Source organism: Nonomuraea sp. NPDC049158, from assembly GCF_040648335.1.
Classification (GTDB): domain Bacteria; phylum Actinomycetota; class Actinomycetes; order Streptosporangiales; family Streptosporangiaceae; genus Nonomuraea.
The window spans coordinates 631,973-644,406 of record NZ_JBEZDM010000001.1 but is presented as its reverse complement, the minus strand read 5'-3'; the positions used below and the strand labels follow the sequence as shown (position 1 = coordinate 644,406).

Here is a 12,434-nt window from a genome sequence, read left to right as displayed (position 1 = left end):
GATTCGTCGTGCTCGTTCAGCGCTCCAGGATCACCAAAGGGATCTCTCGCTCGGCTTTGCTCTGGTAATCGTCATAGAGCGGGAAGACCGACGCCATGATCCGCCACAACGACGACCTCTCGGCACCGGTGACAGTACGGGCTCGCGCGCTGAACACGTCCGCGAGCACCTGCACCGTCACCTCGGGGTCGGCGACCAGGTTGAGATACCACGCCGGATGGCTGTCGGACCCGCCGTTGGACGCCACCAGCAGGTAGCGGTCGCCGTCCTGGCCGTAGATCAGGGCCGTGCGGCGCAGCTTGCCGGACTTTCGGCCGCGCGTGCTGAGCAGCAGGGTCGGCCACTCCTGGTACAGGTGGCCGTCCCGGCCGTCTGTCTCCACGTATCGGCGGATGTGGTCGGCCACCCAGTCGGTCGGGCTGTCGAGCACTTCTTCGTTGTTTTCCGTCATGACGAACAGGCTCCTCCCTGAACTGGGGTTTAAGTCAAGCGTGGCGCAACCATCCGGTCGGACCGGTAGTCCAACCGGACATGGGAAGCACGTTGCTCGACGGGGATCCGCAGCGCCTCGGCGAATACTGGCTGGCCGCCCGGATCGGGGCGGGCGGGCAGGGCGTCGTCTATGAGGCCTACGATCCGGCGGGCGCCAGGGTCGCGGTCAAGGTGCTGCACGGCGACCCGGCCAACCAGGCCGAGCTGCGCGGTCGCATGGCCAAGGAGGCGGTCGCGACGCAGCGGGTGGCCTCGTTCTGTACGGCCAGAGTGCTCGGTGTCCACCTCGATGGGTCCAGGCCGTACATCGTCAGCGAGTACGTCGAAGGCCCGAGCCTGCGGAAGGCCGGGCGCGTCTTCCGGGGCGACGACCTGCACCGGCTGGCCACGGCGATCGCCACCGCGCTGACCGCCATCCATGACGCGGGCGTCGTCCACCGTGACCTCAAGCCCGACAACGTGCTGCTCGGCCCCGACGGGCCCCGGGTGATCGACTTTGGTGTGGCCCGCACGCTGGAGATGTCGCTCACCGCCTCGGGAGTGGTGGCGGGCACGCCCAATTACATGGCGCCGGAGGTGTTCTCGGGCCAGCGGGCGGGGGCGGCCGCGGACGTGTTCGCCTGGGGCGCGGTCATCCTGTACGCCGCCACCGGCGAGGACCCGTTCACCGCGGAGGCCCTGGGCGCGGTCATGCACCGGGTGCTCTCCCACGAACCCGACCTGGCCATGCTGCCCGACTCGCTGCGCCACCTGGTGCGCGCGGCGCTGGCCAAGGAACCGGCCGGCCGCCCAACGGCCCGCGAACTGCTGCTCGGCCTGGTCAACGGCGACGGCATCCTCGACACCTCACGGCTGCTCGCCTTGGGCGCCGGCGACGGCCGGCGGGTCGGGATCACCGCCGACGGCGAGCAGGTCGGGGCCGCCGCCGATGACCGCGCGCTCGGCGTCATCGCCGAGGACGCCTACGCCGCGCTCTCCCCGGCCGACAAGGAGCTGGTCCCCGAACTGTTCCTGCGGCTGGTCACGGTGACGGCCAAGGACGAGCTGGCGCTGCGCGAATTACGCAGATCCGAGCTCCCCGACGACATCGAGCGGGTGCTCGACGCGTTCACGTACCTGGTCTCGAAAGGGGATCCGGTACGGCTGCTGCGTCCGGCCCTCCCCCTCGCCTGGCCCCGGCTGCGCACCTGGATCGCCACGAACCGGGACGGCCTGGTCATGCACCGCCAGATCTGGACGGCCGCCGAACGCTGGCAGGAGCACGGACGCCGGGACGCCGACCTGTTCCACGGCAGTTCGCTGGACGACGCGCTGCGCTGGGCCGCGGCCGAGCGCCGGAACATCACTCTCACCCCCGGCGAGCGGGACTTCCTCGCGGCGGCCGCCGCGCTCACCAGGCGACGGTCCCGCAGGACCAGGCTCCTGTCCATCGGCCTGGCCGTACTCCTGGTGCTGGCCCTGGTGGCGGGCGGTCTGGCCGTACGGCAGAGCGTCATGCTCGCCGAGCAGCGCGACACGGCCGAGTCCGCGCGGCTGGCCGGAGTGGCCGACACCGTGAGAGGCGCGGACCCCGTGCTGGGCATGCTGCTCAGCGCCGCGGCCGGGCGCCTGTCCCCCACTGCCGAGGCCCGGTCGAGCCTGTTCACCTCGGTCGCCGACCAGGGCCGCGCCGCCTTTCGCGACCCGGACACCGGCCCCGACGTGCTACGCGCCCTCAGCGCCGACGGCCGGTCACTGATCAGCGTCAGCTCTGACGAGGTCAAGGTGTGGGACGTGGCGTCCGGCAAGCGGACAGGCGGCTTCACCGGGCTCGGCACCACCAGCAGACCCCTGCGCGAGGCCGCGGTCAGCGAGGACGGGCGGCTGCTGGCCGTCGGCGACAGCAAGAGCGTCAGGCTCTGGGACCTGGCCAGCGGCAAGCGCACGGGCCCGCGCGTGCTCGCCTCCGAGATGGGCGACCTGGAGCTCAGCTTCAGCGGCGGCCTCCTCATCATCGACTGGGGGCAGGGGAAGACCGTCTACAACCCGCGTACCGGAAAGACGACCATGCTGCCCGCGCTCGCCAGGGCCGCGATCCACCCGGGCGGCGACTACGCGGTGGCCGGCGGCCGGCGCTGGGCGCTCCCGTCGGGCAAGGAACAGCCCGGATTTCCCGGCATCTGCTCCGGCTGTCTCCCCTTCTCGGCGTTCAGCCGCGACGGACGGCTACTCGCCGTCGGTGGCAACAACGGCCTCACCGTCTTCGACACCCGTTCTCGCAAGGAGATCACCTCGATCTCCGACTGGGAGAGCATGGCGGTGCCGGTGTTCAGCCCGGACGGCAAGGTGCTCGCGGGGATCGGCTCGACGATCAGGCTCTACCGGCTGAACGCCGACGAGCCGCTGATGCTCGAACGCGCCATAGTGGACCCGGTGTCCACGGTTGCCTTCGGTTCGACCGGGCTGCGCTACCTGAGCGAGGACACGGTCGTCACGCTCCAGCCGTACTTCGCCGGGGAAGAGACCCTGGACGCGATCCAGTTCAGCGCCGACGGCAAGCTCCTCGCCACCCACACACTGGACTCCACCAAGATCAGGCTGAACGGCGAAGACTTCGAGGCAGGGGCGTTCCAGAGCTACGACGCCGACCTCTCCTTCAGCCGGGACGGCGGGCGGCTGGCGATCAGACGCGGCGACGACGTCACCGTCTGGGACACCGCCACCCGGCGCGAGCTGGCGAAGGTCCCGGCAGTCACCGGTTCGGACGCCGTATCGCTGGCCCCGGCCGGACTCTGGACGCCCGATGAGAAGACCTTCACGCTCTGGCAGGTCCCCGGCGGCCGGCGCCTCAAGCAGGTGGCCAGACCACGCCTGCTCGGCTGGACGGTCGCCCCCGACGGACGTCTCATCGGCCTGGACGCGAACCTGCTGCGCCTGGTCGACCTCGAGTCCGGCCGACCGTTCGGGCCGAAACTCCTGTTCTCCGGTACGGCGGAGGAGGTCTGGTTCAGTGCCGACCTGAAACTGGTCGCGGCGAACTTCGCCGGCAAGGTGGGCATCTGGGACACGAGCACGGGCGCGCAGGTCGGCGATTGGCTGCGGGCAGGCCAGGCATCGTGGACCGCCGTGTTCTCCGCCGACCACCGGCTGCTCGCCTTCGCGTCCCAGGAAAAGTCGCTGACCGTCTGGGACGTGCGGCTGGGCCGGCGGATCGGGCCCGAGATCCAGCTTCCGGACGACGCGCGATCGCTCGCCTTCTCCCCCGACTCCACCGAACTGCTGGCCATGGGCAGAGCGGGCCGTCTGACCCGGCTGCCCATGGCGATGGAACCCCTGACGAAGGCGGTGTGCGCACGGGCCGGACGAGCCCTGACCGAGGCCGAATGGACCCACTACCTGCCCGATCAGCCGTTTAGGAGAGTCTGCTAAAGGCGAATTCGTGGTGGGTCGACCTGAGGTGCTAGTCCCGTGAGGGGAAGGCCGGACCGGAATTCGGACCGCCGGTGGATGGCGGCGGCGGCGCGTTCTTGAACACTGGGCCGGGCCAACTCCCCGAAGGAAGGTCTGTCCGTGTACGAACGGCTCTCCGATCGCGCCGCGTCGATCGTTTTCATCGTCCTGGCGCTCACGATCTCGCTGGGCACCGCCGACATCGCCGATGGGCTCGTCCTCGCCTTATCGCCCTTGCTCGTCGTGATAGCGATGATGCTCGTCATCACGCGGGAGGGATACTCCAGAGACGGATGGCGGCGGCTCGGCATGGGGCGGCTCGGCCTGCGAACCTGGCCGCTCACGATCGCCACCACCGGCGGCGTCTGCCTCCTCGCCACCGCGGGCGCCGTCGCGCTCGGCTTCGGCCGGTTCTCCGGGCCGCACGGCGAGTGGCCGCAGTCAGTGGTCGCCGTGTCCATCACCGGGCCGATCCTGGCGAGGGAGTGGGCAAGGATGTCGTGGATCTCCCGCGCCGCGACAACCCGTTTCCGCTGCGCGACGAACCGCTCGCGCTGCACCCGGCGCGTGACCACTGGTCGATGCGGGCGGCGAGGAAAGTCCGCTGTTTCAAGGGTCCCTCGACCTTCCGTGACCGTTCAGCCGAAACGGAGTCCCAGGATGGAGCGGACGATCATCTCCCATTGCTCGGCGAACGACGCGGAGGCTAGTACCTGACGCAGTCCTGCGTGGCCAGAACCAGGCTCATGCCGGATACCTTGTTGTCCGACACATAGAACGTGTAGAACGCCTTCTTGTTGCCCGGCACGGTGACGGTCGGATACCCACCCGGACCACGCCGCAGACCGGGGTAGGCGGCCTTCAGTTGCGCGTTGCTGGAGCCGAGTCTGATGCCCTGAGGCGTCTTCAGGCCGGGCGGTGCGACGATCATGGCGACACCGCGCTTCTTGGAGATGTACATCCCCACCCGGTACTCGCCGTACGGGTTCTCCTTGAGGTCCCACCCCGTGCACCTGGCGGAGTCCCCGACCGCTTTGTGGACGATCCGCCCGGTCGCCCTGGCCTTGGAGGCGGTCATACCAAGCTTCAGGTTGCCGTACCCGTACGGCCCCAGCGTCGCCTTCCGCGCGGCGAGCGCCGGGGACGCGACGGCAACCGGCACGACGCCTCCCACCAGCGCCACCACCAGCATGGAACGGCCCATCCGCCGCGCGATCGTCTGCTTCACCAGGTGCCTCCTTGATCTTTGACTTGATCACCTTAGTGAGAGTTCGGATCGGTTGTTGACTATTTGCCGGATTCCGGCAAGAACGGCGATGGGCGTCCGATCAGTTCACCAGCACGATCTTTCCGCGGGCATGGCGACTTTCGCTTAGTTCGTGCGCGGCCGCCGCCTCGGCGAGCGGGAACGCCGCCGCGACCGGCACCCGCAACCGGCCCTCGGCGGCGAGCGTGACCGCGATCGCGAGGCCATGCACCGCCTGCGGGTCGGCGGGGGCTCCCACGGCCGTGCCCGTCTCCTCGGCCGGCGCTCCGTGCGACATGTGTACGCCGTGGGCCGCCGCATCGAAGTCGGCGATCGTCACCACGCGCGCCGTGTCACCGGCGATGGCGATGAGGTCTGGCAGCGCCCCTCCGGCGCAGTCGAACACCGCATCCACCCCGGCCGGTGCCAGCGCGCGGACCCGTTCGACGAGCCCCGGCCCGTACGTCGTCGGCTCCGCGCCGAGGGAACGCAGGAAGTCGTGGTTGTGCTCACTCGCCGTACCGATGACGGTGGCGCCGCGGGCGACCGCGAGCTGGACGGCCACGGTGCCCACCGCACCAGCCGCGCCTTGAATGAGCACGGTGTGCCCGGCACCGACCGCGAGCCGGTCGAGGACCCGGGTGGCCGTCTCGACGCTGCCCGCGGCGCCGCCCGCTTCCTCCCAGCTCCACGCGGCCGGTTTGGGCGCCCAGGCGGCCAGGACCGCGAAGTCGGCATTGACGCCGCGCACGTGCGTGTCGGCCATGCCGAACACCTCGTCGCCGACGCTCACGCCCGTGACGCCGTCGCCGACCTCGTCGACCACGCCAGCGGCGTCGAATCCGGTCCGATACGGGAACGTCGTGGGCATCATGTCACGCAGCGCCCCGGAGCGGATGTACGTCTCCCCCGGCGAGACTCCGGAGGCCCGTACGGCGATGCGGATCTCGCCCGGTCCGGCGTGCGGCGCCTCCACCTCGGCGACGTGCACAACGCTGGGCGGGCCGTACTCAGTGAATTGAATCGCTCTCATGCGCCGAACGTAACGGAGTACCCTCTCCGTTTAGCTAAAGTGAGAGCGATGACGGCCCAAGTGATAGCCCACCTCCGCTCGGATGCCCGCGACAACCGCGAGCGCATCCTCGCGGTCGCGCGCGCGGCCTTCGCCGCCGAGGGCATCGACGTGCCGATCCGGGAGATCGCCCGGCGCGCCGAGGTCGGCGTCGCGACCGTCTACCGGCACTTCCAGACCAAGGAAGCGCTGCTGGCCGAGGCCTTCGCCGAGCAGATGGCTTCTTGCTCGGCGATCGTGGAGGAGGGCCTGGCGGCGGGCGACCCGTGGCGCGGGTTCAGCCTGGTGATCGAGAGGCTCATGGAGGCGAACGCCCTCGACCGAGGCTTCGCCCGCGCGTTCACCTCGCGGCCTCCCCAGGCGGCCGACTTCGCCGCGGACCACGCTCGCGCGCTACGTCAACTGCTCGAACTGGTGCGGCGCGCGAAGGAAGCAGGCCCCTTGCGAAAGGATTTCGTCCTGGAGGACATCAGCCTGGCGCTGATGGCGAACGACGGCATCCGCGCCGAGTCCCCCGAGATGAGAGTGGCGGCGTCACGCCGCTTCGCGGCCCTGATACTCCAGTCGTTCCACGCGAACCCGGTCCCGACGCCACTCCCGCCGCCCGTCCGGCTGCCTCTCTCCAGGCACTAGAGGTACGGGTGTGCCTACCTGTCGGGAGGTGTCAGGTATGGCTGGCAGCCTGAGCCATGCAATCAGCCCCCCCACCACCGAGGAACAGGCAAGATGAGTGACATCGAAAAGGCGCTGCTGGAAATCGAGCAGCGGATGCTGAACGCCGACGCTGCCTACGACGAGAAGTTCTTCGAGGAACACTGTGCCGACGACTTCGTGGCCATGGGAAATTATGGCATCGTGTCCAGGCAGCAGGTGCTCCAGATGTACACCCAAGGGAGCGGGAACCCGGACCGGCGCAACCAGGCAAACGATGCCACCGTCAAGTTGCTCGGTGATTCCGGCGCCGTTGTCGCCTACACACTGACCAGCACCACAGGCGAAGAGACAACCTCGTGGTACGCGACGACCGCTTATCGCCACACCCCCGAAGGCTGGCGCGTCGTCCTGATTCATCAGACACCGAGGTAACCGACGTAACGGATGGCGGGCCCAAGCGAGGTCGGTGATGAGATCATGAGCCGTCCGCCAATGGTCCGGTTCTTGAGGAGATCCCCCTGTCCACCGATATGTACGGCGTCCGCGTGCTCGATTGCGATCCCGACGCGCTACGTGCGCGGTTACGAATATTCGTGGTGTACTACTTGACCCACGACAAGGATCACGCGGGATTGCCCGACGGCGACCCGGGCTTCTTCTTCAAAATGCTGTGGGACGCGGCATACAACCACCGAGAGATGGAGCCCTACGACGTACTGATGGTCACCATGGACGAATTCCTCGATGAGAATTGGGTCGCCGCCAACAGTAAACGCTACATCCGACAGGTCGAACGGGTCGCCACCCGAAACTATCCGGTGACTGACGATGGCTGGGCAGATCTGAACGATTTCTATTACGAGCGCGACGGTCAATGGCAGGACGAGAACCTCCTCGTCCAGGCGGACTATGACATCGAGGTCACCGATCCGCGCTGGCTGGCGGCGCTGGTCCCCGGCCACAGCTGGGGAACCCCGGTGTATTCCATCGCGGCCGACTAGCAGCCTGGAAAAGGCCAGAGACGCTCGTGAAGTCCCGTGGGATCACCGGACTTCACGAGCGCACACGCCGCTGGTTCGTTCAGATTGAGCAATCCGGTCTCTCGCACATCGCTGCCCCAGTACGACCTGCCGGCCCAAGTGGCTTTGAAGTCGCCGGGATCCGCTCCCTTGGCCGGGATGAGCTTTTCGCAGGTGTTCACGCTGACACCGACCGAGACAGGCCCCGCCACGACGTTGAGGTTGACACTGCCGCAGGAGCTCAGATTGGCGGTGGATTTCGGGCTCCATTCATTCCAGACCAGCGGCGCCGAATTGTCGACGCGCCAGGTCCGCACCGAGCAGTCGTAGACCTGCCAGAAGTCGGGGCCACCCTCCAAGGCGCCGCACGTGGCATAGGCGCGGGCCGCATAGTTCCAACGCGTCTGCCCCGGGTAGTTCATATCGCCCCAGGCAAAGCAGGTGTCCATATAACCGACTCCACCCGCGTCCCCGAGCCTTCCGTAGCATGTGGGCTGAAACCACTTGGTCTCCTGCTGAACGGTCGCGCCCCCTGGTTTCGCCGGGATGGGAGCGGGGGGAGCCGTCGTGTTCGCCACGAGCGTCGAACGACCGGCAGCGTCCTTGACCAGCTGGGTGGTGACGGGAGCGCTGCCGCGAGGCTTGATGGTGCATCCCGTAGTGTCCGCCTGTACCTCGTAGTCCTGAGCCTTGAGGTCGATCTTCCATTTGGTGTTCGTACGCTCGACGAAAGCACGCACCATCGCATCCTGACCGCTGGTGCCCTTACATGCCGGCGACGGTGAGCCTTTGACGGTCGCCGATCCGGCGGCAGGCGGTAATGCGACCAGAGCGATCGTGATCATTGCGATCACGGAGAGTAACTTCTTCATGAAACCCCTCCTCATCGGTGCCGGGCTCTGCGGATCGAGCCGCTTGGCGGCGCATTTGACCTAGCGCGATGGCGTGGTGGGAGTTCCGCCCGCGGCGCCCCCGTGCACCAGGCCTGTATTGCCTCATAGCATTACAAGCGGGGATTTCCCGATGCTGTCGCGCGGCTGGCGCGAGGCTGGCGCCCGATGAGAAAACCGGCCATGGATTCCATGGCTCGTACGGCATTCTGCCCACCTATTCAGCGGGCGTGCACTGCCAAGCCCACCGTACATATCCGCAAACCCATGACTACCTGAGCCGGCGCGACAAACCCCTTCATGCTCTGGAAACGGCCGTGCGTTTCACGGTGACCCAGACGATTCCTTGTCCGGAAGTGGGCAGTTGGCCGGCGACGTGTTCGCGGAGCTGTTTGAGTATGGCCAGCAGGGCGCCCCGTTCGGCTTCGCTGAGAATGGCGAAGGTGCGTTCGGCGTGCGTGTCGTGCAGGGCTTTGATCTCGCCGAGGTGTTCGCGGCCCTTGGCGGTGATCTCGAGGCGGATGGACCTGCGGTCGGCTGGATCGGCCCGCCGCCGCAAGGTCGCCGGCGCCGCGCTCGGCGGCGTGCTGGCCGCCGCCTTCGGTCCTGGCTGGGTGCTCGCGCTCGACGCGGCCACCTTTCTCATCGTCGGCGTACTGAGCGCGACGATGCGGGTCGACGGGCGGCTGCGCAAACGGGTCGGCCTGGTCACCGAGCTGCGAGAAGGCTGGAGCGAGTTCGCCGGACGACGCTGGCTGTGGAGCGTGGTGGCGCAGTCCGCGGTCGTCAACGCACTCGGCGTGGGCGCGTTCGCGGTGCTCGGCGCGTTGGCGTCCAGCCGTCAGCTCGGCGGGGCGCGCGACTGGGGCTTCATCCTCTCGTGCGACGCGATCGGCATGATCCTCGGCGGCTTGCTGATGGTGCGGTTGCGGCCGCCACGGCTGCTGGTCACCGGCGTTTCCGCGGCCGCGCTGCTCGTACTGCCACTGGCGGCGTTCGCGGCCGGGGCGCCGCTGCCGGTGATCTGCGCGGCGTCGCTGTTCGCCGGGGTCGGTGTGGAGATCTCAGCGTCAACTGGATGACCACGATCCAGCAAGAGGTGCCGCACGAGAAGTTCTCGCGAGTCGCGTCGTACGAGGCGCTGGGCTCCTTCGGAATCACCCCCTTGGGAGCGGTCATCGCAGGCCCCGCCGCGGACCGGTTCGGCCTTGACCGAACGCTGTGGGCCGCGACCGGCGCGATCCTGGCCGCCACCGCGATGGTTCTTACTGTCCCGGACGTACGAAGAATGCGACGCGCACCAGAACAGGACGCGGCCCGCCGCCGCTGATCATTTGCCCGCGGCCACGGCCTTCAACTCGTCGAATGATTCTCGGATGAGTTGCGGGAAGTCTGGCTGGCCGGTGGCGAGCCAGCGCACGAACGCGATCTTGAAGACCGCGATCCCCGCCTCGGCGGCCAGGCTCGCGGCCATGTCCGCGACGCCGCGCAGGCGCAAGGCGTCGGTGAGCGCCGAGGCGAATGACTCGAGTTTGATCAGCTCACGCTCTCGAAGCTCCGCGTTCGCGACGATGATGGCCTGGCGCTGCCGGGAGTGTTCGCGGCGCTCCTGAAGCTGAGCGGCGGCGGCCTCAAAGGCCGCGGCAACCGCGTCGATCGGCGCTGTGGATTCAGGGGCCTCGCCGACGGAGCTCACGAGGAGCTCTTGCAGCGCGCCCCCGCCCCAGAACAGCACCTCGCGCTTGTCGGCGAAGTGTCGGAAGAATGTTCGCTCCGTGAGCCCCGCCCGGTTGGCGATCTCGGCCACCGTGGTCTGTTCGTACCCGCGTTCGCCGTAGAGCTCCATTGCCGCCTGCACCAGCCGGCCGCGCGCGTTCGGCTCCCATCGCCCCATGCCCTCGATCGTACCTTGATGACAGCGACTGACATGCTTGCTACTGTGATGACAGCAACTGACATCAGTCGACCGCTCGGCCGGCTCATTCGGAGGTCTTCTCATGCGTGTTTTCGTCACCGGCGCGTCCGGCTGGATCGGCTCCGCCGTCGTACCCGAGCTCATCGGCGCTGGTCATCGGGTCACCGGACTGGCACGCTCGGACGCGTCAGCCGCCGCCCTCACCTCGGCCGGGGCTCAGGTGCATCACGGCACACTCGATGATCTCGACGGCCTGCGGAAAGCGGCCGCCGCGTCGGACGGCGTGATCCACCTCGCGTTCAAGCACGACCTCGCCTTCTCCGGAAACTTCCAGGGCGCCGTCGACACGGACCGTCTCGCCGTCGAGACGATGGGCGAGGCACTCGTGGGTTCCGATCGACCGTTCGTCCTCGCCTCCGGGCTGGTCGGGCTGGCACCAGGGCGGGTGGCGACCGAGCAGGACGGGCGTGATCCCGCATCGGATGCGGCGCGGCCGAGCAGCGGTCCGCACGCACGTCAGGCCACCGCGCAGCTGACGCTCGCCCTCGCTTCCCGCGGCGTCCGCTCATCGGTCCTGCGACTCCCCCCGACGGTGCACGGCGAAGGAGACTACGGCTTCATGGCGACCTTGGTCGGCATCGCCCGCGACAAGGGCGTCTCCGGCTACATCGGCGACGGATCCAACCACTGGCCCGCGGTGCACCGGCTCGACGCCGCCCGCCTGTTCCGCCTGGCGCTGGAGCAGGCCCCGGCGGGGTCGGTGCTGCACCCTGTCGCCGACGAGGGCGTACCGATCCGCGCCATCGCCGAAGTGATCGGCCGGCATCTCGGCATCCCGGTGGCGGCCATCTCTCCGGAGAGCGCGGGCGAGCACTTCACCTGGCTGGCCGGATTCCTCGCGACCGACTGCCAGGCCTCGAGCACACTGACCCGCGAGCTACTGGGATGGCAGCCGACCCACCCCGGGCTCATCGACGACCTCGACAAGGGGCACTACTTCCACAATCCATCCGCTTGATCAGCTGCAGCACTCCAGACGAGTAGGTCCCGTCATCTCCGGGCTCACGGTGCGAATGCCTCGCCGTGCTCCTCATCGGGCAGCGGCTGAGCCGCCTGCGCCGCCAAGGCGGGATCGGCCAGGATTCGGGCGGTCGCCCGCCATTCAGCCGTAACTCGATGCAATGTGGCATGTACGTCGAGATCGACGACATCGCGAGTGGCGTCGACGATGTCACGAACGAATTCCTGACGCTCGCCATGCGAAAGATGGCGGACCCACGGGAAGACCACCGGTAGCGAACGTTCGACCGCCCGAGCCCCCTCATCGCTCGCAACCAGTGCGGCAAGCAGGCGAGACACGACATCGGCCGTCTCCTCGCGCTCCCGATCGTGCCGCGCGGTGGTGATGTACAGGTCTTCGCCGTCGCGGCGCTTGACATGCAACCGGTGCACTCGGTCGAGGGCGTCGGCGACTCGTTTGGAGTGCTTCGAGAGGTCGGAGAAGGGCACGGTCGGAGTGGCCATACGGCAAATCTACTTCGGAATAAATTCCGAAGTCAACGGAATCGGCCCTGGCCAAAGCGATCCCAGCCTGCCGCAGCCGGACGCGCTCAGGCCAAAGGTCCGCCTGCGTTCCGGAGGGCGGAGCCCTCCTGTGGGAGGACGCCCGAGCGCAGCGAGGACCATGCCTTTGTGGGGGTGTGGGGGGCGCCGAGCC

General features: G+C 68.3%; 14 protein-coding genes. 8 read left to right on the top strand and 6 right to left on the bottom strand.

The genetic code is table 11. The features are described from left to right. Positions 1–16 precede the first annotated feature (16 nt). Positions 17–451: a nitroreductase family deazaflavin-dependent oxidoreductase gene (locus AB0B61_RS02815; RefSeq protein WP_358426952.1), complete on the bottom strand. Its 435-nt coding sequence runs from the start codon at positions 449–451 to the stop codon at positions 17–19. An 80-nt stretch (positions 452–531) separates the two neighbouring features. On the opposite strand from AB0B61_RS02815, the gene AB0B61_RS02810 reads away from it, so the two are divergent. Together AB0B61_RS02810 and AB0B61_RS02805 are read left to right on the top strand one after the other, a co-directional pair. Then, positions 532–3,900 (top strand): WD40 repeat domain-containing serine/threonine protein kinase, encoded by a 3,369-nt coding sequence (locus AB0B61_RS02810; RefSeq protein ID WP_358426949.1) that lies wholly within the window; start codon positions 532–534, stop codon positions 3,898–3,900. 141 nt (positions 3,901–4,041) lie between these two features. Further along, entirely contained in the window at positions 4,042–4,638 is a 597-nt protein-coding gene (locus AB0B61_RS02805) for a hypothetical protein (RefSeq protein ID WP_358426946.1), read from the top strand. On the opposite strand, the gene AB0B61_RS02800 is transcribed toward AB0B61_RS02805, so the two are convergent. Next, positions 4,628–5,149, bottom strand: a complete 522-nt coding sequence (locus AB0B61_RS02800; protein ID WP_358426943.1) for a hypothetical protein — start codon at positions 5,147–5,149, stop codon at positions 4,628–4,630. The genes AB0B61_RS02805 and AB0B61_RS02800 overlap by 11 nt on opposite strands. 100 nt (positions 5,150–5,249) lie before the next feature. Further along, complete coding sequence (locus tag AB0B61_RS02795; protein ID WP_358426940.1) at positions 5,250–6,200, bottom strand: NADP-dependent oxidoreductase; 951 nt, start codon at positions 6,198–6,200, stop codon at positions 5,250–5,252. Positions 6,201–6,248: 48 nt separating this feature from the next. On the opposite strand from AB0B61_RS02795, the gene AB0B61_RS02790 reads away from it, so the two are divergent. The 3 genes from AB0B61_RS02790 to AB0B61_RS02780 all read left to right on the top strand — a co-directional run bounded on the left by AB0B61_RS02790 (position 6,249) and on the right by AB0B61_RS02780 (position 7,894). Continuing rightward, entirely contained in the window at positions 6,249–6,872 is a 624-nt protein-coding gene (locus AB0B61_RS02790) for a helix-turn-helix domain-containing protein (protein ID WP_358426937.1), read from the top strand. A 93-nt stretch (positions 6,873–6,965) separates the two neighbouring features. Further along, positions 6,966–7,325: a nuclear transport factor 2 family protein gene (locus AB0B61_RS02785; protein WP_358426934.1), complete on the top strand. Its 360-nt coding sequence runs from the start codon at positions 6,966–6,968 to the stop codon at positions 7,323–7,325. 173 nt (positions 7,326–7,498) lie between these two features. Then, positions 7,499–7,894: a hypothetical protein gene (locus AB0B61_RS02780; protein ID WP_358426931.1), complete on the top strand. Its 396-nt coding sequence runs from the start codon at positions 7,499–7,501 to the stop codon at positions 7,892–7,894. Here the strand turns inward: AB0B61_RS02780 and AB0B61_RS02775 are convergent. After that, the gene (locus AB0B61_RS02775; RefSeq protein ID WP_358426928.1) at positions 7,891–8,784 is read right to left on the bottom strand and encodes a hypothetical protein; all 894 of its coding nucleotides are present in this window, start codon (positions 8,782–8,784) and stop codon (positions 7,891–7,893) included. The two genes, AB0B61_RS02780 and AB0B61_RS02775, sit on opposite strands and share 4 nt — an antisense overlap. Positions 8,785–9,308: 524 nt before the next feature. Between AB0B61_RS02775 and AB0B61_RS02770 the strand changes: the two genes are divergently transcribed. Together AB0B61_RS02770 and AB0B61_RS02765 are read left to right on the top strand one after the other, a co-directional pair. After that, complete coding sequence (locus tag AB0B61_RS02770) at positions 9,309–9,884, top strand: MFS transporter (protein ID WP_358427681.1); 576 nt, start codon at positions 9,309–9,311, stop codon at positions 9,882–9,884. Beyond that, positions 9,881–10,132, top strand: coding sequence for a hypothetical protein (locus AB0B61_RS02765; RefSeq protein ID WP_358426925.1), 252 nt, complete (start codon positions 9,881–9,883; stop codon positions 10,130–10,132). Before AB0B61_RS02770 ends, AB0B61_RS02765 begins: the two co-directional genes overlap by 4 nt. On the opposite strand, the gene AB0B61_RS02760 is transcribed toward AB0B61_RS02765, so the two are convergent. Next, entirely contained in the window at positions 10,133–10,696 is a 564-nt protein-coding gene (locus AB0B61_RS02760) for a helix-turn-helix domain-containing protein (protein ID WP_358426922.1), read from the bottom strand. 103 nt (positions 10,697–10,799) lie between these two features. On the opposite strand from AB0B61_RS02760, the gene AB0B61_RS02755 reads away from it, so the two are divergent. Further along, positions 10,800–11,735, top strand: coding sequence for an SDR family oxidoreductase (locus AB0B61_RS02755; RefSeq protein ID WP_358426919.1), 936 nt, complete (start codon positions 10,800–10,802; stop codon positions 11,733–11,735). Between the two features lie 44 nt (positions 11,736–11,779). Here the strand turns inward: AB0B61_RS02755 and AB0B61_RS02750 are convergent, their stop codons facing one another. Next, on the bottom strand, positions 11,780–12,241 hold the full coding sequence (locus AB0B61_RS02750) for a hypothetical protein (RefSeq protein ID WP_358426916.1): 462 nt from the start codon (positions 12,239–12,241) through the stop codon (positions 11,780–11,782). Positions 12,242–12,434 lie beyond the last annotated feature (193 nt).

Bases quoted from the DNA above. Each gene is read 5' to 3' on its own strand.
- AB0B61_RS02815 (WP_358426952.1), bottom strand. From the start codon at position 451: ATGACGGAAAACAACGAAGAAGTGCTCGACAGCCCGACCGACTGGGTG.
- AB0B61_RS02810 (WP_358426949.1), top strand. From the start codon at position 532: ATGGGAAGCACGTTGCTCGACGGGGATCCGCAGCGCCTCGGCGAATAC.
- AB0B61_RS02795 (WP_358426940.1), bottom strand. From the start codon at position 6,200: ATGAGAGCGATTCAATTCACTGAGTACGGCCCGCCCAGCGTTGTGCAC.
- AB0B61_RS02790 (WP_358426937.1), top strand. From the start codon at position 6,249: ATGACGGCCCAAGTGATAGCCCACCTCCGCTCGGATGCCCGCGACAAC.
- AB0B61_RS02785 (WP_358426934.1), top strand. From the start codon at position 6,966: ATGAGTGACATCGAAAAGGCGCTGCTGGAAATCGAGCAGCGGATGCTG.
- AB0B61_RS02775 (WP_358426928.1), bottom strand. From the start codon at position 8,784: ATGAAGAAGTTACTCTCCGTGATCGCAATGATCACGATCGCTCTGGTC.
- AB0B61_RS02765 (WP_358426925.1), top strand. From the start codon at position 9,881: ATGACCACGATCCAGCAAGAGGTGCCGCACGAGAAGTTCTCGCGAGTC.
- AB0B61_RS02760 (WP_358426922.1), bottom strand. From the start codon at position 10,696: ATGGGGCGATGGGAGCCGAACGCGCGCGGCCGGCTGGTGCAGGCGGCA.
- AB0B61_RS02755 (WP_358426919.1), top strand. From the start codon at position 10,800: ATGCGTGTTTTCGTCACCGGCGCGTCCGGCTGGATCGGCTCCGCCGTC.
- AB0B61_RS02750 (WP_358426916.1), bottom strand. From the start codon at position 12,241: ATGGCCACTCCGACCGTGCCCTTCTCCGACCTCTCGAAGCACTCCAAA.